The sequence below is a fragment of the Actinobaculum massiliense genome, assembly GCF_001457435.1.
In the GTDB taxonomy this organism is placed as follows: Bacteria; Actinomycetota; Actinomycetes; order Actinomycetales; family Actinomycetaceae; genus Actinobaculum; species Actinobaculum massiliense.
The window spans coordinates 1,508,077-1,526,448 of record NZ_LN881717.1; the positions used below are offsets into that span (position 1 = coordinate 1,508,077).

The window sequence follows — 18,372 nt, forward strand, 5'->3', positions numbered from 1 at the left end:
TGCGAATTCAAGGAGGCGCTGTGAAAGACGTTCGGGTAGTTTTCATCGGGGATGAGCTCGTCGCCGGGTACGGTGATGCCCGCGCGCTCGGTTGGACGGGGCGCGTTATGGCGCGCACCCTCACCGATCCGCCGCTTATGAACCTCGCCTTGGCAATTCCGGGGGAGACCACCGCCGAGCTTTCGCGCCGCTGGGAAGATGAGGTCGCGCGCCGAATCGACCCGGAGGCCGAGTGCCGTCTGGTCATTGGGCTGGGCTCCCACGATCTAGAGGCGGATCACTCTCTGGCCCGCACCCGCCTCCACCTGGCAAATCTTCTCGACTCTGCCGCGCGCATGCGGCTGGCGCCTTTCGTCGTCGGCCCACCACCGCGCCCCGGGATCCGCGCCTCCGTTCAAGAAGAGCTCACCAACGCCTACCGAGACGTGACCACCCGGCGAAACTTCCAGTATGTGGACACTTTCCACCCGCTAGAAAACCACGAGCAGTGGAATACCGATATGGAGCTTTCCGGCGGATACACCCCGCGCCAAGCCGGTTATGGGCTGATGGCGTGGCTGGTGCTCCACAACGGCTGGAATAACTGGCTGGGGATCCGGGCCTAGCGTGTGCAATCTGCCATCGAATGCTGGGGCGATTCCATTTAGACTAGGGCCATCATGAAAGAGGGTCATTTACGGCGGGTAGCGCCGTGACGAACATAGTTTTGCTCCTGATTGGCCTCTTGCTGACGGTGGGAACCGGCATTTTCGTTGCCGCCGAGTTCTCGATGGTCGCGCTCGACCCCGCAGCGGTGGAGGCGCAAGCTGACGACGATCCCAAGGCGCGGACGGTCTCCAAGAGGCTCAAGCATCTGTCGCTTTACCTTTCCGCCTGTCAGGTGGGCATCACTCTCACCACGATTTTGCTCGGCTACGTGGCGCAGACCCCGCTCACCGAGATTTTCAATAGCTGGCTAGGTAATACAACGCTCGCACAAACCGCCGCGCTGGCGATTGCGGCGGCCGGCGCCTTCATTGTCGTCAACCTGTTCTCGATGCTTTTTGGAGAACTGGTTCCGAAAAATATGGCGCTAGCGAATTCACTTCACACCGCGGAGCTGGTTTCCCGCCCGCTCCACTGGTTCACGGTGGTTTTCAAGCCGATTATTTTCCTCATGAACAACACCGCAAACTGGATTTTGCGGAAAATGGGGATTGAGCCGGCGGAGGAATCTAGCTCGGCGCGTTCCGCTTCGGAGCTGGGCGCGCTGGTGCGCCAAAGTGCCGCGGCCGGAACTCTTGAGCCGTCCACCGCCGAACTCCTCACTGCCTCGATTGGGGTGGGGCGTTTGAGCGCCGTCGATATTATGACCGACCGCGGCAGGGTGGTTTCTATTCCGGACACCGCCACGGCGGCCGACGTCGTCGAACTTGCTACCGCCACCGGATTTTCACGTTTCCCGGTGACCGGCCCGGAGGGACTGGACGATATTCGCGGGCTGGTCCACCTGCGCCGCGTGGTGGCGATTCCTTATGAGCGCCGCGCGGAAGTAGCCGTCACGAGCTCCTCAATTATGCTCGACGCCCCGGTGGTGCCCGAGACGATGGAGCTACCCCCGCTCCTCCTCGAGCTTCGCGACGTCGGGCTCCAAATGGCCGTGGTAGTGGACGAATATGGCGGAACTTCCGGCATTGTGTCGCTGGAGGACGCGGTGGAAGAGATCGTGGGCGAGATTTCGGACGAGCACGATTCCGGTTCTGAGCCCGGCCACCAAACCGCGAACGGTGCCTGGATCGTTTCTGGGCTGGTGCGCCCCGACGAGCTTTTGCGCGAGGCCGGGGTGGCGCTACCGGAAGATGGCCCCTACGAAACCCTGGGCGGCCTCATTATGACCGAGCTGGGACGAGTACCGCGGGTGGGCGATTCCGTGCACGTGGATTTCGCCAGCCTCAAGGTTATTTCTATGGACGGGCGGCGCGTGGATGAGGTTGAGGTTCGCACCGACGAGGCGCCTAGCGAGGCGTCCAGCCAGGCGCCTGCCGCCAAGGAGGCCAGCGATGAATAATTGGCTCGCCTTAGGGCTCACCATACTGCTACTTATTGGCAACGCGTATTTTGTGAGCGCCGAATTCGCGCTCACGGGATCGCGTGCTTCGCGTCTTGAGCCGCTCGCCGCAACGAACAAACGCGCGGCGAAGGTTCTGGGGGCTATCCGAAACCTTAACGAGATGCTGGCGGCCTGCCAGCTCGGCGTCACGATTTGCTCGGTGGCACTGGGTGCGCTGGCGGAGCCGGCAATCGCCCACCTGCTGGCGGTGCCGCTTGGCGCGCTGGGGATTGGTCCGGCACTCACGCACACCATCGCCTTTATTGTGGCGCTACTTTTGGTGACCGCGCTGCACGTGATTTTGGGCGAAATGGTGCCGAAAAACGTGGCCGTCACCCACCCTGAAAAATCAGCGCTGTGGCTGGTGCCTTCGCTGATTGTTTTCGACAAGATCTTCCGCCCGATCACCGGCTCCCTGAACTGGCTGTCGCTCCATATGGTGTCCTGGATGGGCATGAAGCCGCGCCACGAGGTGGTTTCGGCTTTCACTGCCGAAGAGGTCGCCTCGATTGTGGAGGCCTCCGAGCGCGCCGGGGTTTTGCAGGACCCGCAGGGTCTTATTTCCCAGTCACTGGAGTTTTCCGAGCACAAGGTTGAAGACACCATGGTCGCGCTGGCGGATGTGGTCTCGCTACCGATTTCGGTGACGCCGGAGGAAGTGGAGCGCGAGGTTGCCGAAACCGGTTTTTCGCGTTTCGCGGTGACCGACGGCGAGCGGCTGGCCGGTTACGTCCACTTGAAGGACGTGATTGGAGCCAAGGGCGAGCGGCGCGCGCAAGCGATTCCGGAGTCGAAGATTCGTTCCATGGAAAGCGTCGTGGTGGACGACGACGTCGAAGATGCCTTGCGAATCATGCAGAAAACCGGCACGCATATGGCCGTCGCGCGGCGTAGCGACGGATCGACCGCCGGAATCATCTTCCTCGAGGACATTATCGAGGAACTTGTTGGCGATGTACGCGACACTATGCAACGTTAGGCCAGCTCAGAAGCGGGGCCGAAAATCCTGTGGGGGAAACGACCTTGCGCCTGCGCCCGCGTCCGTTATCATTCTGTTACATACAGCGGGTTTGACGATCGGAGAGAAGTGCTAGACGAAGGCAATGGAGCGCGCCGCTCACGCATTGAGCTTCGCTCTCTCGACACTCGTCCGCGCACTCGCCGCGAGGCTCGCCTCGCGCAAAAGATGGAAGAAGCGGCCAGCGCTCGGCGCGCCGCAAAGGCCGCGTCAGCCAGGCGCTCGCGCCGCGCGGCTCACGGCGAGGGCCTGTCAATTGAGGCATTGCTTGCCCGCGCAGAAGCTCCGACCCGCCGCGCCGCCAAGCATGCCGCCCCGTCCGTAGAGGCCGGAACCGAAGTTCTTTCCGCTCGCGAGTTGGCTACTCAGGCCAGTGAGGCGATCGCGCTGGGGCGTAGCGAAAACGAAAAGTACGCCCGCGAAGCTCACGCCCGCCAGGCTGAAGCGTGCCAGGCTGAAGCCCGCGAAGCTGATGCCAGTCGCGCGCCGCGGTTTGACCTCGACTCGGCCCGGCGCCGCCTGGTGCTGTTCGGCACGGCGGTTGCGGCCGCGTTGGCCATTCCGGCCGCAATGACCTTGCAGGGAAGCGCTTCCCAGCCGCTGACCGAATCGGTAGTCGCCACCGCGCAGGCCGAGTGGACCACGCCTGCCAGTTTGACCGGCGCCAGCACCGCAGAACTGCGTTCGCAGGCCAAGGCCGCTGCCCAAACCCCGAGCCTCTCCTGCGCTACTACCGGCGGCGCATCCGGCACCCGGGCGGCGCTGGCGGTGCCGACGTCGAACCTGATTGTTATGCCGCTCCAGACCGGCGTTTACCGCGTGAGCTCCCCATTTGGTGCCCGCGTTGATCCAATTACCGGGGGCGCCTCAGTGCACGCGGGGCAAGACTACGCCGCGCCGGCTGGCACTCCAATTCACGCGGTGGCGGATGGCACGGTGCTTCACGCGGGCGAGGGCATTGAGGGCCGCTCGAATAACCTCATTATTGTTGAGCACCAGGTGGGAGATCTGAAATTCCAGTCCTGGTACATCCATATGTATGACGACGGCGTTCTCGTTCAGGAAGGCGACGTGGTGAAGGCCGGGCAGATTATTGGCACGGTCGGCTCCAACGGATACTCAACCGGGCCGCACCTGCATTTGGAGATTCACGACGCCGAAGGCGAACTGGTGGATCCAGCGCAATTCCTCACCGACCACGCGGCGGTGCCGGTGGAAGACCTGTGCTCCTAGCCATGTCGCATCGCGTTTACCGGATCACCGAAAATCCCCTCGTTATAGCTCATCGCGGCGGTGGTAACGAGCAACCCGAAAACTCCCTCGAGGCATTTCGGGCCATGCGTGAAGCGGGTTTCCGGCATATCGAATCCGATGTGCACTCCACCGCGGACGGCGTGGCCGTTATTATGCACGATCCCGCGCTGGATCGCACCACGGATGGTAGCGGGCTAGTGAACGAAAAGACCTGGGCTGAAATTGAGCGGGTGCGCGACGCGTCCGGGCATCGTCCTCCGCGCCTGGATGAGGTGCTCGACGCTTTCCCCGACGTCGTCTTTAACCTCGACGCTAAGGCAGATTCATCGGTTGGCCCGCTCCTAGAAGCGGTGCGCCGTACCAATGCCGCGGAGCGAGTGTGCCTGGCGAGTTTTTCGCAAAAGCGCATTGAACGCATGCGCGCGCTCCTGCCCGAAGCGGCGTATTCGCTGGGGACGACGGCGATCGCCGGCCTGGTGGCAGCCAGCTGGACGGGTAGCGCGGGGCGCTGGCAGGCCCGCCGCCACGGCCGCTTTGCGGGCGTGCCGAAGGATCTGGCCGGAATTGAAGCCGTGCAGGTGCCGGTTTCGCAACCGCTTCCGGCTGGTCCGCGAGGCTTCGCGCGGCGCGAAAGAAGAATCCGCGTGATTACTCCACGCTTCGTTCAGCTCGCCCACTCGCTCGGGCTGGCGGTGCACGCCTGGACCATAAATTCACCCAGCCAGGCACAATGGCTGGTCGAGATGGGCGTGGACGGCATTATTACCGACGAGCCCACCCGCACGGTCAAGCACCTGCGAGCCCGCGGTTACGCGGCTGAAATTTAGCCTTTCAGCTCAGCGCGGCAAATCGTTCCGCAAAAAATCGGCTATCGTGTGACGTACCAGACAAGCTATTGCGCATCAGAGAGGACGCGCGATGCTACAAAGAGAGGAGTCTCAATGAAGGCATGGCAGTTTGCGAAAACGGGTGAGCCGCTCCAGCTGAATGAAGTCCCGGAGCCGAAGGCGGGGCCGGGAGAGGTTGTACTGGATATGAAGGCCGCCGGTATTTGCCACTCTGACGTGGGGCTTATGGAAGACGAGGGCTGGCTTTCGCTGCTTGCCAAGACCCCCATCACCATTGGGCATGAAAACTCCGGCGTGGTGGCCGAGGTGGGCGAAGGTGTTACCGATTTCAAGGTGGGTGACCGCGTTGGCGTGTGCCCCACGGCGGAGGGCGTTGGCGCCCCCGGCTACGGCTTTGACGGCGGTTTTGCCCCGAAGATGGCGGTAGACGCCCGGGCGCTGGTTCCGCTTCCGGACGAGGTTGATTTCGTCTACGGCGCGGCGGCAACCGACGCAGGCATGACCTCCTACGCCGGCCTGGTCACCCAGGGCGGCGCCAAGGAAGGCGACGTGGTTGGCATTATTGGCCTGGGCGGGCTCGGGCAGATTGCCGCCCGGGTGGCCGTGCTGATGGGCTGCGAGGTCTACGTGGCGGAGGTCAACGAGAAGGTTTGGCCGCTGGCGAAGGAAATCGGCGCCAAGGATGTGCGCAAGGGCATCAAGGATTTCGAAGATGTCACTTTCGACCTCATCGTCGACTACGCCGGCTTCGGCACCACCACGGCGGACGCGGTCGAGATCATTCGCCGCGACGGAACCGTGGTTGTGGTTGGCATGGGCAAGCTCGAGTCGACGATCTCCACCAAGGCGCTGATTTTGAACCAGTGCCGCCTGGTGGGCTCGAACGGCGGCACGAAGGAAGACATCGCCGGCGTCTACGAGTACATGGCCACCGGCAAGTTGAAGCCGCAGGTCACGCAAATCAGCTTTGATGAGATCCCCGAGGGGCTTGAGAAGTTGAAGAACGGCCAGGTCATTGGCCGTCTCGTAGCGGTTTACGAATAAAGCTGTTGAGGCCCGGCCAGGAATTTCGCCTCGGCCGGGCCTTTCCGCGCTCCGGCGTCGGGAAAAACTAAATATTACTGAACGAATATTCGCTCACAGCCTCTCACGATTCGGGCCCATCGGCCGGGGCGAGGAAAAATCTGCCCATTACGCTAACTAGTGCAAGGAATAACCCGCGCAAACGCACGGAAGGAACGTGATGAGTAAAAGCTCAGAGCTGCTCGAGGCGCTCAAGAACCCGACCGACGAAGAAATTCGTTCCGTCGATGCCTGGTGGCGCGCGGACTGCTACCTCACCGCAGGTCAAATTTATCTGCAATCAAACCCGCTACTTCGCACCCCGCTGAGCGCCGAGGATATTAAGCCCCGCCTGCTCGGCCACTGGGGAACTTCGCCGGGGCTGGCGTTTATTTACGCCCACGCCAACCGGCTCATTAAGCGCACCGGTCAGTCAATGATTTACATTACCGGCCCCGGCCACGGCGGCCCGGCTATCGTGGGCGCCACCTACCTGGAGGATACGTACTCGGAAATCTACCCGCGCGTTTCCCAGGACGAGGAAGGCCTGCATCGACTTTTCCGCCAGTTCTCACAGCCCGGCGGTATTCCCTCGCACGTGTCGGTTACGACCCCCGGCTCCATTAATGAAGGCGGCGAGCTCGGTTACGCGCTGGTGCACGCTTTCGGGGCAATTTTCGATAACCCCGACCTCATTGCGCTGACGGTGGTGGGCGACGGTGAGGCGGAAACCGGCCCGCTGGAAGGCTCCTGGAAGGGAATTTCCTTCGTGAACCCGGCGCGCGACGGCGCGGTGTTGCCTATCCTGCACCTCAACGGGGCCAAGATCGCATCGCCGACCGTCCAGGCTCGCAAGGACCCGGAGCAACTCCGCAAGCTTTACGAAGGCCATGGCTACGAAGTGCTGGAAGTTACCGGCGACGACGTTCCCGGAATGCACTACCGCTTTGCCGAGGCCCTCGCCACCGCTTGGGGCAAGATCCGCGCCATCCAGGAAGAAGCGCGTGAGCTTGACGAAAATGGTGAGATGAAAGGTCTGGCGCAGGTGCCCGGCAATGGCGAGATGCCGCGCTGGCCAATGATTATTCTGCGTACGCCCAAGGGCTGGACGGGCCCGCACGAGGTGGATGGTACCGTCGTCGAAGGAACGTGGCGCGCTCACCAGGTCCCGCTGGCGGGGGTGCGCGATAACGCCGAGCATCTGCAGATGCTTGAAAACTGGTTCCGCTCCTACAAGCCCGAAGAGCTGTTCGATGAAAACGGTGCGCCTACCGAGCTGGTACGGGCGAATAACCCCGAGGGCGAGCTTCGCATGTCCGCCAATCCGGTGGCGAACGCCGGTGGCGAATATCAGCCGTTGGACATGCCCGATTGGCGCGAGCTGGCAAATTACTTCGATCCGGCCGAGCGCGGCAAGCTGGCCGGTAAGAAGGAGTCGACGCGCTACCTGGGCGAATTCATGCGTGAGCTGTACAAGCGCAATCCGGAGACCTTCCGCGTTTTCTGCCCCGATGAGCTGAACTCGAACCGCCTGGGGGCCGTGCTGGAAGAATCCGACCGCGCCTGGATGGAAGAAACCAACGATTTGGATGTTTCGCTTTCGCGGTCTGGTCGCGTGATGGAGGTGCTTTCCGAGCACAACACCCACGGCTGGCTGGAAGGCTATACGCTTACCGGCCGCCACGGCCTGTGGGCCTCCTACGAGTCGTTCGGCATGGTCTCGATCTCGCAGACCATCCAGCACGGCAAGTGGTTGGAAGAGGGTATTCACCTCGATTGGCGCACGCCGGTGCCGGCGCTGAACTTGCTGCTGAGCTCCACCTGCTGGCGCAATGACCACAACGGCTTCTCGCACCAAGGCCCGGGAATGCTTTCTTCGGTGCTCAACCTGCGCGGAGACATTGTGCGCGCCTACCTGCCGCCGGACGGAAACTGCCTGCTGGAGGCGGCCAGCCACGTGTTCCAGTCCACCGACCGCGTGAACCTCATCGTGCAGGATAAGCAGCCGCAGTTCCAGTGGCTGACCCCCGAAGAGGCACATGAGCACGTCAAGCGCGGCTACGGGATCTGGGATTGGGCCGGCAACGAGGATCCGGACTCCGATGGGGACCCGGATATCATCCTCGGTTGCGCGGGTGATGTGGTGACCGCCGAAGTGGTGGCCGCCGCCCAGATTATCCGCGAGCGTCTGCCCAAGATGAAGGTGCGCGTGGTGAACGTTGTTCGCCCGCAGGTGCTGGCCCGCCCCAAGGACCACCCGCGCGGAATGACGAATATCGACTTCACCGAGACGTTCACCGATCACGTGGATTGCGTGTTCGTGTTCCACGGCTACCCGGGAACCGTTCACCAGCTGCTCCACGGCCGGCCCGACGCTGATCGTTTCCACGCCCGCGGCTTCATTGAAGAGGGCACCACTACCTCGCCGTTCGATATGGTGGTCCGCAACCGCGTGGATCGCTACCACCTGGTGGAGGACGCGATCAATAACTGCAAGCGCTCGATCCGTGGCGGCGCCGACCTGAAGCGCTGGTGCGAGGCTCAACTCGCCAAGCACCACGCCTACGTGGTCGAGCACCTGGAGGACATGCCGGAAATCGCCAACTGGGAGTTTGACGGCAACCTAGGAAAGTAAGCGCCCCTGGCATTGACAGTGCGTAGGGCCCTGGCTGAGTTTTTCTCGGCTGGGGCCCTTTGCTATGCGGCCGGCGGGTGGCGGGCTAGCTAGCGTACCTTGCCCGCCGGCTCGCCCGGCTGGCCCAGCTACTCGCCGCCGCCGGGCGCACCCCAGCGGTACGTTCCGATGCGTCCCTCCTCATCGTTCTCAAAAATCAGTCCGTTTTGATGGACGTGGATGCGTACGTGCTGGGTATGCACGTAGCGGTGGTGGCGCCAGCAGAGGCTGACGGCGTTTGTTTCCATGGGGACGTTCACCAGTATCTGCGACCTAAGCCGGTTTGAGGTGTGGGTGCCCTGAGTCGTTTCCGCCGAGCCGCCATTGAGAATGCTGGTGGTGAAGGCCGCCGCCCGCCGCTCGGGCATGCTGCGGTTATCGGTGAGCGCCTTGCGCCCCATGACGGTGTTGAACCAAGCGTTGATATGGTGACCGTCGACGTTGTCGAAATCTCCGCTCAGTTTCCAGCCCATCCCATCGGGTTTAGCGAAGAAATGCAGACGCGAGGCCTGGGTGCGCGTGGCCGCGCGTTTTTCCATCGCGACGGGATTGGTTTTAATCGCCCAGGCGCGCAGACTCTTCCCAAAGGTCTCCGGCGTTGGCGCCTGCCGGGCAAGAAGTTGGCGCCTGCGGGGCAAGAAGGAGGAGCTCAGCTTCTTCGGGGTGCTTTTCCAGGTAGATGCGTAGCGGCCGACTCTCTCCAATTCGCTTCCGCAATACGTCGATATGTCCGGCCGTCAGCTCGCCGTCCTTGAGCGCCTGGCCAAAAAGTGGGAAGTCTGTAACCGCTTGTGCCCGCTCGAGCGTGTGGTGCGCGGTGGCGTGCGACTCGCCGTTTGTCTCCAGAAGGGTCTTAGGATCGGGGAACATAAACGGATCATCGAAACGCGGAGAAGGAGGCGGATCGCCTTCGCCCTCGGGGTGCCGTTTGCCCGCCTTCGCCAACTTGCAGGCGCGTCTCCGCTTCGCCGCCTCGGCCAGCCAGGCCGCCTCAATGCCCTGCATAGCTTGCCGGCACGGCATAAGATCCGAAATCAGCCGCTCTAGCTGGCCGTTTGTAGCTTCCGAAATCGGGGCGTTACGAAGTTGCTGAGCAATCGCCCGCAATTGCGTGAAGAGGTTTTGTAGCGCCGCGGGCTCTAGGCTTGCCGCCTCTAGCGTCGCGGGCTCTCGCGTCGCCGCCTCCCGCGCCCGCGGCCCGGGCGGTGTGCCGGTGGTGGCGGGGCGACGACGCCGAGCGTCGGCCGTCCGTCCGATGCATTATTGCCATTCTCTAGTGCTGACACTCAGCTTGCCCCCTCGGTAGGTTCTTTTCTGTATTCTCTCAGGCACCTCCGATACGTTTTTTGCCGTTTCGAACTAGGGCGCGCAAAAGAATCACTATCGCGACTTTTACCGGGTTTGCTCCCTCAAGTCCTACGGCAATCATCGCAGACGCCTCCGACACGGTTTTCGATATTTTTGATCCCGCGGCAATAGCCATCCCGAGGAACGTCGTTGCGCCGCCGCAATAACGAGCCACGCCCCGCCTTGCTTGCGCCGCCACAGAAACCAGCCGCACCTAAGCCGCCCCACCCAGCGCGCCAAGAAAAAGAAAATACCGCGGGAAAAATACCCGCGGTGTGAGTTGCGCCGTCGTGCGGCGAATCGCGAATTGCAAACGCGATTTACAATGAGTGCCCCGAACAGGATTCGAACCTGCGGCCTTTCGCTCCGGAGGCGAACGCTCTATCCCCTGAGCTATCGGGGCTCGGTGGAAAACTATAACATCCTACACGCTCCGGCCCCGTCGAGCGGACTGAAGGTGACGCATGCGACGCGGGCCCACCCGCTTCCCGCCACCGGGCACCCACCTAAGCGCGCGCCGCTAGTTAGAATGTGGGGGTGACTCCCGAAGAATTAAGCGAACTCATTGGTAAAGCCCTCGCCGAAGCGCGCGAAGATGGGCGTATTTCCCTCGAAGGCGATCTACCGGCTCCCAAGGTCGAGCGTCCGCGCTCGCGCGAGCACGGGGATTGGACCACGAACATGGCGATGCAGCTGGCCAAGCGGGCCGGAATGGCTCCGCGCGATTTGGCGGGCATCGTTAAGGCCATCCTGGAGACGAAGGACGGCATTGAAGCCGTGGAAGTTGCCGGGCCCGGCTTCATCAATATCCGCCTTTCGGCGGGAGCCGCCGGCGAACTCGCCCGTACCATCCTCGAGCAGGGGGATGCCTACGGCAGTTCGGCCGTTGGCGCAGGTAGCGCGGTGAACCTCGAGTATGTTTCCGCCAACCCCACCGGGCCGATCCATATTGGCGGCGCGCGCTGGGCGGCGGTAGGAGACTCCCTGGCGCGCATTTTGCGCTTTACGGGCTACGACGTCGTCCGCGAATACTACTTCAACGACCACGGAAACCAGATCAACCACTTCTCTGCTTCCTTGCTGGCGAGGGCGCTTGGCCGCCCGGTGCCGGAGGACGGCTACGGCGGGCAGTACATTCAGGAAATTGCCGACCGCGTGATTGCCGATGCGGTGGCGGCCGGCGAACCCGATCCGCGCACCCTCCCCGAAGACGAGGCGCAGGAAGTGTTCCGCGCGCGCGGGACTGAGCTGATGTTCACCGAAATCAAGGAATCACTCCACAACTTCCGCGCCGAATTTGACGTCTTCTTCCACGAGCAGACGCTGCACGATTCCGGCGCGGTGAAGGCCGCGATTGAGGCGTTGCGCGAGCGCGGCGTGATCTTCGAAGACGGCGGTGCGCTGTGGTTGCGTACCACCGATTTCGGGGACGACAAGGACCGCGTGATCGTCAAGTCCGACGGCGAAACCGCGTACTTCGCGTCCGATCTGGCCTATTACCTTGATAAGCGCCAGCGCGGAGCGGATTACTGCATCTACATGCTGGGCGCGGATCATCACGGCTATATCGGCCGTATGTACGCGATGGCACGCGCTTTTGGCGACGAAGCCGGCCCCAAGAAGAATCTCGAAATCATGATCGGGCAGCTGGTGAACCTCAAGCGCGCCGGCAAGGAAGTGCGCATGTCCAAGCGCGCGGGCACAGTGGTGACGCTTGAGGACCTGGTGGACGCGGTGGGCGTGGATGCGGCCCGTTACTCGCTGGTGCGAGCCTCGGTGGATACCACGCTGGACCTCGACCTCGATGTGCTCAGCTCGCATACGAACGACAATCCGGTTTACTACGTGCAGTACGCGCATGCCCGTACGGTGAATGTGGCGCGCAATGCCGCCGAGCACGGGGTGGCCCGCGAGGATGCGTTCGCCCCGGAGCTACTCGAACAGGCGGATTCGGATCTGATCGGCCAGCTGGCACGCTTCCCCGAGGTCGTGGCGGTTTCCGGAGAGAACCGCGAGCCGCACCGGGTGGCTCGCTACCTCGAGGAACTCGCCGGCGCGTACCACACCTGGTACGGCAAGGCTCGCGTCACCCCGCGCGCCGATGAAGAAGTAACAGATCTGCACCGCACCCGCCTGTGGGTCAACGATGCCACCCGCCAGGTGCTCGCCAACGGTCTGCACCTGCTGGGCGTAACGGCCCCGGAAAATATGTAGCCCGGAGAACATGTAGCCCCGGACAACATATGGCTAATAGATAAGAAAGGCGAAGATGTCCGAATCAGGCGAAGCGAAAACAAGCGCTGCGGAAGTCGATTACGAGCACCTGGCGGCGCCCGAACCGAATGGCGAGGTTTCCGGGATTTGGCCGCTCACCGCGCAACGCGCGGATGACGGCGCGCTGACCATTGGCGGGGTTTCGGTGGCGCAAATTGCCAGCGATTTTGGCACGCCGGTGTACGTCATTGACGAGGTGGATTTCCGCACCCGCGCGGCGGCCTGGAAGCGGGCCATGGACGAGGCTTTTGCGGATCTGGCCGGCGCGGACGTTTACTACGCCTGCAAGGCCTTCGCTTCGGTGGGGGTGTGCGGCTGGGCCCTGGAAGAGGGCCTGCGCCTGGATGCTTGCTCGGAAGGGGAGATGCGCACGGCCTTTGGCGCGGGCGCGAAGGGTGAGCAAATTGGCCTGCACGGCAACAATAAATCGCGCCGCGAAATCGAAATGGCCATCGACAACGGGGTGGCTCATTTGGTAGTTGATTCGCTGGCTGAGCTCGCTCACGTGGCTGATGTTGCCCACTGGGGCGACGACGGTGGGACCGTGGCTAAGGTCGTGCTCCGCGTGACCGCGGGAATTCATGCCGGCGGGCACGAGGCCATTTCCACCGGGCACGAGGATCAAAAGTTCGGGCTTTCCATTGCCAGCGGCGCGGCCTGGGAGGCGATTTGCGAAACCCAGCGCAATCAGCGCCTGGAGCTGGTGGGCTTGCACTCCCATATCGGTTCGCAAATTTTCACGCCGGAAGCTTTTTCGCAAGCCGCGCGGGCGCTCCTGGATTTGCGGGCGCGCACCGCGGCGGAGTTCGGCGTCGTCCTCCCCGAAATCGACTTCGGAGGCGGCTACGGCGTGCGCTACACGGCCGCCGACCCCGTGGCCCCCGCACCCGCAGATTACGCGCGGGCGCTCGCCGCGGCGGTACGCGAGCACGTGGAGGCCAGCGGGCTAGCGGCCCCGCGCGTGTCCATTGAGCCGGGGCGCTCCATCGTCGCCCCCGCCGGCGTGACGGTCTACTCGGTGGGCGCAATTAAAGACGTGCCGCTCGAGGGCGGAAAATCGCGCAAGTACGTGGCCGTCGACGGCGGAATGTCCGATAACATCCGCACCGCGTTGTACGACGCCGCCTATACCGCCGCGCTCGCCAACCGCGAGTCGGATGCGCCGAGCGCCGTGACCCGCGTGGTCGGAAAGCACTGCGAGTCGGGCGACATTGTGGTGCGGGACGTGGCCCTGCCGGAGGATATTGCTTTTGGGGATATCCTCGCGGTGCCGGTGACCGGGGCTTACGGGCGCTCGATGGCTTCTAATTACAATATGCTTCCGCGCCCGGGCGTATTGGCGGTGCGCGAGGGCAAGGCGCACTGGTTGATTTATCAGGAAGAAGTGCCGGATTTGCTCTCGCTGGATGCCGATTACATCGGCGAGTGAGGCTGGTGCCGCCGGCGAGTAATGCTGAGGGCATAAAAATCGCTCCCCGTTGCTGGGGAGCGATTTTTCGTTGTGTAGCGCTATGCTGCTAGGCCTTGGGCTGAGCGTCCAGGGCCGGCGGTTCCCAGGTGTCCGCGGCGTGTGTCCACTTGTCGACGGCCGTGAGCACGGGGCGAAGCTCCTCGAGCTCAATTTGGCCCGCCGCGGTTTCGTGACCGACGGTGCTCCAGGTGGCGGCCGAGCCGTACAGGGACGGCGCAATACGCGAAATCGTGCCGAGTGACCCCATGGCCATGGTGATTACCGGGACCTTCAGTTCCTGCGATGCCCGCCACGAGGCACGCATAAGCGTGAAGACGTCACCGGCGTGCTCGGGCTGTACCGCGATCTTGGCAATGGAAGCCCCGCGCACCTGCATAAGCCGCAGACGGTTGACGATTTCATCCTCGGTGGGAGTTTCGCGGTGATCGTGGAAAGAAGCGAGCACCGGCACCTGCGCCCGCGCCGCGGCGGTAATGATGGGATTCGTCCAGTTTTCGGTACGGAAAATCTGCACGTCAATGGCGTCAATATTCCCGCTTTCAATGAGGGTGAGGAGAATATGCGCGTACTGCTCGGGCATAATCGCGCGCTCGCCACCCTCGGCGGCGGTGCGGAACGTGGCCAAAATGGGAAGGTCGGTGGACTTGCGTAGCTTAGCGGCGGCTTCTTGGATAGCGGCGTCGTCGCGATAATTCTTCAGGAAATCCACGCGCCACTCGAGAACGTCAACACCCTCGGGGAGCGCCTCGACCTGCTGGCGCATTTCTTCCACGGATGCTGGAGTGATCGGAACAAAGATCTTCGTGGGCCCAGAACCAATAGGCGTTCCCTTGATCTTAACTGTTGGCATTTATGCCTCCTTGACGCGTCGTTGCGATGGATATGGCGTAAGTTTAGCCGCTGGGCCGGGCGTGGCGCGAGGGGCTAGAGGACTTGGTCCAGGTAGTCGAGTAGCGGCCGCAGTTGCGCCGCGTCTAGTTGCCCGGGAGCGCTCACCTGGCCGGCACTGGCAAAAGTGGCGCAACCGCCGAAGGCGACGGTGGCAATGCGCGAAAGCGTGCCGAGTTCGCCCATGGAAATGGCAATAACCGGGATTTCTAGGGTGCGCGAAGCAACGTCCAGTGCGGCGAGCAAGGTCAGCACGTCGCGTTTACTGGAAGGCATTACCGCGACTTTTGCCAGGTCCGCGCCGCCGGCGGCGATGCCGGCGAGCCGCGCGACGATGCTTCCTTCCGACGGCGTCGCAGAAAAATCGTGGAAGGAGCCGATAACGGGGCAGTTGGCGGCGTGGGCGGCGGCAATGATCCCTTCTACCGTCCCCGCGTCGAAGAACATTTGCACGTCCAGGGCATCGATATTGCCGCTTTCCGCCAGCGCCACCAGTAAATCGGCGTAGGCGGGAGGTTCGGCTGGCGCGGCGCCCCCCTCTTCCTCGGTGCGGAAGGTGGCCAAGATAGGTAGATCCGTGGCGGCGCGAAGCTCGGTTGCGGCGGCGAGTACCGCGTTTTCATCGAGCGCGTTTTCAAAATGATCGATGCGCCATTCGACGACGTCGGCGGTGGCTGGCGCGGCGGCTGGCCGCACGGAATCTAGCGCCGCAACCTGCGCGATAAGCGCGGAAGCATTCGCGGCAATAATCGGCACAATTACCTTGGTGCGCCCAGTGCCGAGGGCCACGCGAGTTCGGGGGTTGGAGCCGAGTTCTAAGATGCTGTTGTCGCGGGTCATGGATCCAAGAGTAAACCCTGCTCGCGCCGAGCGCCCGAGCCCCGGAGTTCATCCTCTGAGGCAGAGGGCGTAGTGCAAGGCAAACCAGTTAGGCTGGAGCCCAATAGCCACACCCGGAGCGGGTGCGAAAGGAGAAAATCCGTGAGAGAGCTCAAGGTGGCCGTACTCGGTGCGGGAACGGTGGGATCACAGGTGGTGCGCCTGCTGACCGAGAACGCGGACGATTTTGCCCAGCGGGCCGGGGCGCGGCTGAAGATTTGCGGCATTGCGGTGCGAGACGTCAACAAGCCGCGCGGCTCCGCCGTCGACCCCGCTTTGCTCACGGCGGATGCCGAGGCGATTATTGACGACGCTGATATTGTGATCGAGCTGATGGGCGGGATCGAGCCCGCTCGTACCTATATTTTGCGCGCGATGGCGGGCGGGGCGTCCGTGGTCACCGGAAATAAGGCGCTACTTGCCGAGCACGGTCCGGAAATCTACGAAGCCGCGGCGGCGGCGAATGTGGATTTGTACTACGAAGCCGCTGTGGGCGGCGCCATGCCGGTGGTGTACGGCCTGCGCGAATCCCTTGCCGGCGATAATGTGCGCTCAATTCTGGGAATCGTCAACGGCACCACAAATTACATTTTGGACGAAATGGCGGAGAAGGGGCTCGATTACGAAACCGCTCTGCGCAGCGCCCAGGAGCTCGGGTACGCGGAAGCTGACCCCACGGCTGATGTCGACGGTTTCGACGCGGCGGCCAAGTGCGCAATTCTCGCTTCGCTGGCTTTCCACACTCGCGTGCATATCAACGATGTTCACACCCACGGGATTCGCCAGGTGACGGCGGCGGATATCGCGGCCGCGCGGGAGGCCGGCTACGTGCTGAAGCTGGTGGCATCGGCAAAGCACCGCTCCGAGGGTATTGAACTGTACGTGGGCCCGTCCTTGGTGCCCACCCATCACCCGCTGTCTACCGTGCACGGCGCCTATAACGCGGTAGTTATTGAGGGGGAGGCCTCGGATCGCCTGATGTTTTATGGCCCGGGCGCGGGCGGGAACCCCACCGCTACGGCGGTGCTCTCGGATGTGGTTGCCGCGGCGAATAAGAAGGTCTATGGGGGCCACGCTCCGCGCGAGTTGATCTACGGTGACGTCAATATTTTGCCCGCATCCCGCGCCCGCTCGCGCTTCCAAATTCGTATGGTTGTGCCCGATGAGGTGGGGGTTCTCTGCGCCGTCACCGGGGTTTTCGCGCGCAATAATGTGTCGATTTCGGCAGTGGTGCAAGAGCGGCACGGGTCCAGCTCCGCGGAGGCCTCCGCACTGACGGTCACCACGCACGAGGCCGCGCAGGGCGACGTCGAAAAAACAATTAAGGAGCTATCGAAGGGCATCGAGGTGCCGATAGACGGCTCGCAGAGGGTAGTCTCTGAAGCGCAGGCGGCTACGCTCCCCGTACGTATCGAGAACTTTATCCGGGTGGAGGAAGCATAAAATGGCTCACCAGTGGCAGGGCATTATTAACGAATATCGCGAACGTCTTCCGTTCGACGACGCCGATGCGGTGGTCACCTTAAAGGAAGGTGGAACCCCGCTGGTGCGAGCCGAAAAACTTGCGGCGCGGACCGGAGCCGAGGTCTATATCAAGGTCGAGGGCGCGAACCCCACCGGCTCTTTCAAGGATCGCGGTATGACCTCCGCGATCACCCAGGTGGTGAAAGAGGGTACGCAGATTGTAGCCTGCGCGTCGACGGGTAACACCTCGGCGTCGGCGGCGGCATACGCGGCTAAGGCGGGGCTGGGATGCGCGGTAATTTTGCCAGCGGGGAAGATCGCGGCCGGGAAGCTGGCGCAGGCCATTGTGCACGGCGCGAACCTCGTGGCGGTGGACGGAAACTTTGACGACTGCCTGCGCATTGTGCGCGAGTTGACCGAAAAGTATCCGGTGGCGCTGGTGAATTCGGTGAATCCGTATCGCCTGCAGGGGCAGAAAACCGCGGCTTTCGAAATCGTGGATGAGCTGGGAGATGCGCCCGATATTCACATTTTGCCGGTGGGGAATGCCGGAAATATTTCCGCCTACTGGATGGGCTACAACGAGTACGCGGGGCACACCACGGCCGCGTCCATGGACGAGAGCGCCACTCGGCTCGAGCCGCACGCAACAAGACTCCCGCGTATGTGGGGCGTGCAGGCCGCCGGCGCCGCGCCCTTCGTTGCCGGGCATCCAATTGAGAACCCGGAAACGGTCGCTACCGCAATTCGCATTGGCAACCCGGCCTCCTGGAATTACGCGGTGGCGGCGCGCGATGATTCGCGGGGCTGGATTCGCGCGGTTTCGGACGAGGATATTTTGCGCGCCCAGCGGATCTTGGCTGAAGAAGTAGGTATTTTTGTGGAGCCGGCTTCCGCCGCCTCGGTGGCTGGCCTGCTGGCCGCCGCGGAGAGCGGTGAAGTTCCGGAAAATGCGCGGATCGTCTGCACGGTTACCGGCAATGGCTTAAAGGACACCGCCACCGCGCTCGCGGGCCGGGATATTGATTTCGACCCCATTGCCTCCAGCCTGGATGCGGCCGTGGCGGCGCTGGGGCTGTAGCGGCTGGCCGGCGGCGAGAATAT

15 protein-coding genes and 1 tRNA gene are annotated in these 18,372 nt (G+C 62.9%); 11 read left to right on the plus strand and 5 right to left on the minus strand.

The features are described 5' to 3' along the window. Window positions 1-20 precede the first annotated feature (20 nt). From BN2664_RS08440 to BN2664_RS08470, 7 genes are all read left to right on the plus strand, one after another. Window positions 21-605 carry a GDSL-type esterase/lipase family protein gene (locus BN2664_RS08440; protein ID WP_007000628.1) on the plus strand — a complete coding sequence of 195 codons (585 nt, stop codon included), beginning with the start codon at window positions 21-23 and terminating at the stop codon, window positions 603-605. An 86-nt stretch (window positions 606-691) separates the two neighbouring features. Further along, on the plus strand, window positions 692-2,047 hold the full coding sequence (locus BN2664_RS08445) for a hemolysin family protein (RefSeq protein ID WP_007000627.1): 1,356 nt from the start codon (window positions 692-694) through the stop codon (window positions 2,045-2,047). Continuing rightward, complete coding sequence (locus tag BN2664_RS08450) at window positions 2,040-3,068, plus strand: hemolysin family protein (protein ID WP_007000626.1); 1,029 nt, start codon at window positions 2,040-2,042, stop codon at window positions 3,066-3,068. The genes BN2664_RS08445 and BN2664_RS08450 overlap by 8 nt, the downstream gene beginning before the upstream one ends. Window positions 3,069-3,176: 108 nt before the next feature. Further along, on the plus strand, window positions 3,177-4,340 hold the full coding sequence (locus tag BN2664_RS08455; RefSeq protein ID WP_007000625.1) for a M23 family metallopeptidase: 1,164 nt from the start codon (window positions 3,177-3,179) through the stop codon (window positions 4,338-4,340). A gap of 2 nt (window positions 4,341-4,342) precedes the next feature. Beyond that, entirely contained in the window at window positions 4,343-5,188 is an 846-nt protein-coding gene (locus BN2664_RS08460; RefSeq protein ID WP_040316941.1) for a glycerophosphodiester phosphodiesterase family protein, read from the plus strand. A gap of 114 nt (window positions 5,189-5,302) precedes the next feature. Then, window positions 5,303-6,253: a zinc-binding dehydrogenase gene (locus BN2664_RS08465; RefSeq protein WP_007000623.1), complete on the plus strand. Its 951-nt coding sequence runs from the start codon at window positions 5,303-5,305 to the stop codon at window positions 6,251-6,253. 199 nt (window positions 6,254-6,452) lie between these two features. Next, the gene (locus BN2664_RS08470) at window positions 6,453-8,906 is read left to right on the plus strand and encodes a phosphoketolase family protein (protein WP_007000622.1); all 2,454 of its coding nucleotides are present in this window, start codon (window positions 6,453-6,455) and stop codon (window positions 8,904-8,906) included. A gap of 128 nt (window positions 8,907-9,034) precedes the next feature. Here BN2664_RS08470 and BN2664_RS08475 read toward each other — a convergent pair whose 3' ends face one another. From BN2664_RS08475 to BN2664_RS08485, 3 genes are all read right to left on the minus strand, one after another. Next, the gene (locus BN2664_RS08475) at window positions 9,035-9,484 is read right to left on the minus strand and encodes a hypothetical protein (RefSeq protein ID WP_007000621.1); all 450 of its coding nucleotides are present in this window, start codon (window positions 9,482-9,484) and stop codon (window positions 9,035-9,037) included. 16 nt (window positions 9,485-9,500) lie between these two features. Then, the gene (locus tag BN2664_RS08480) at window positions 9,501-10,052 is read right to left on the minus strand and encodes a hypothetical protein (RefSeq protein ID WP_058120677.1); all 552 of its coding nucleotides are present in this window, start codon (window positions 10,050-10,052) and stop codon (window positions 9,501-9,503) included. A gap of 570 nt (window positions 10,053-10,622) precedes the next feature. Further along, window positions 10,623-10,695 (minus strand) — tRNA-Arg (locus BN2664_RS08485). Window positions 10,696-10,829: 134 nt separating this feature from the next. Here BN2664_RS08485 and argS point away from each other — a divergent pair. Together argS and lysA are read left to right on the plus strand one after the other, a co-directional pair. Further along, window positions 10,830-12,506, plus strand: coding sequence for an arginine--tRNA ligase (argS, locus tag BN2664_RS08490; protein ID WP_040316940.1), 1,677 nt, complete (start codon window positions 10,830-10,832; stop codon window positions 12,504-12,506). 55 nt (window positions 12,507-12,561) lie between these two features. Further along, the gene (lysA, locus tag BN2664_RS08495; RefSeq protein WP_007000617.1) at window positions 12,562-13,995 is read left to right on the plus strand and encodes a diaminopimelate decarboxylase; all 1,434 of its coding nucleotides are present in this window, start codon (window positions 12,562-12,564) and stop codon (window positions 13,993-13,995) included. 88 nt (window positions 13,996-14,083) lie between these two features. Here lysA and aroD (BN2664_RS08500) read toward each other — a convergent pair whose 3' ends face one another. Continuing rightward, window positions 14,084-14,887, minus strand: a complete 804-nt coding sequence (gene aroD, locus BN2664_RS08500; RefSeq protein WP_007000616.1) for a type I 3-dehydroquinate dehydratase — start codon at window positions 14,885-14,887, stop codon at window positions 14,084-14,086. 74 nt (window positions 14,888-14,961) lie between these two features. Beyond that, window positions 14,962-15,765 (minus strand): type I 3-dehydroquinate dehydratase, encoded by an 804-nt coding sequence (gene aroD, locus BN2664_RS08505; RefSeq protein WP_007000615.1) that lies wholly within the window; start codon window positions 15,763-15,765, stop codon window positions 14,962-14,964. Between the two features lie 141 nt (window positions 15,766-15,906). Between aroD (BN2664_RS08505) and BN2664_RS08510 the strand changes: the two genes are divergently transcribed. Continuing rightward, a complete protein-coding gene (locus tag BN2664_RS08510) occupies window positions 15,907-17,247 on the plus strand; it encodes a homoserine dehydrogenase (protein WP_007000614.1) in 1,341 nt (446 codons plus the stop codon). A gap of 1 nt (window position 17,248) precedes the next feature. Then, window positions 17,249-18,349, plus strand: coding sequence for a threonine synthase (gene thrC, locus BN2664_RS08515; protein ID WP_007000613.1), 1,101 nt, complete (start codon window positions 17,249-17,251; stop codon window positions 18,347-18,349). Window positions 18,350-18,372: the final 23 nt, after the last annotated feature.

Excerpts from the sequence above, each read along its gene's own strand:
- aroD (WP_007000615.1), bottom strand. The coding sequence starts at position 15,765 with ATGACCCGCGACAACAGCATCTTAGAACTCGGCTCCAACCCCCGAACT.
- BN2664_RS08450 (WP_007000626.1), top strand. The coding sequence starts at position 2,040 with ATGAATAATTGGCTCGCCTTAGGGCTCACCATACTGCTACTTATTGGC.
- thrC (WP_007000613.1), top strand. The coding sequence starts at position 17,249 with ATGGCTCACCAGTGGCAGGGCATTATTAACGAATATCGCGAACGTCTT.
- lysA (WP_007000617.1), top strand. The coding sequence starts at position 12,562 with ATGTCCGAATCAGGCGAAGCGAAAACAAGCGCTGCGGAAGTCGATTAC.
- aroD (WP_007000616.1), bottom strand. The coding sequence starts at position 14,887 with ATGCCAACAGTTAAGATCAAGGGAACGCCTATTGGTTCTGGGCCCACG.
- BN2664_RS08460 (WP_040316941.1), top strand. The coding sequence starts at position 4,343 with ATGTCGCATCGCGTTTACCGGATCACCGAAAATCCCCTCGTTATAGCT.
- BN2664_RS08470 (WP_007000622.1), top strand. The coding sequence starts at position 6,453 with ATGAGTAAAAGCTCAGAGCTGCTCGAGGCGCTCAAGAACCCGACCGAC.
- BN2664_RS08475 (WP_007000621.1), bottom strand. The coding sequence starts at position 9,484 with ATGGAAAAACGCGCGGCCACGCGCACCCAGGCCTCGCGTCTGCATTTC.
- BN2664_RS08465 (WP_007000623.1), top strand. The coding sequence starts at position 5,303 with ATGAAGGCATGGCAGTTTGCGAAAACGGGTGAGCCGCTCCAGCTGAAT.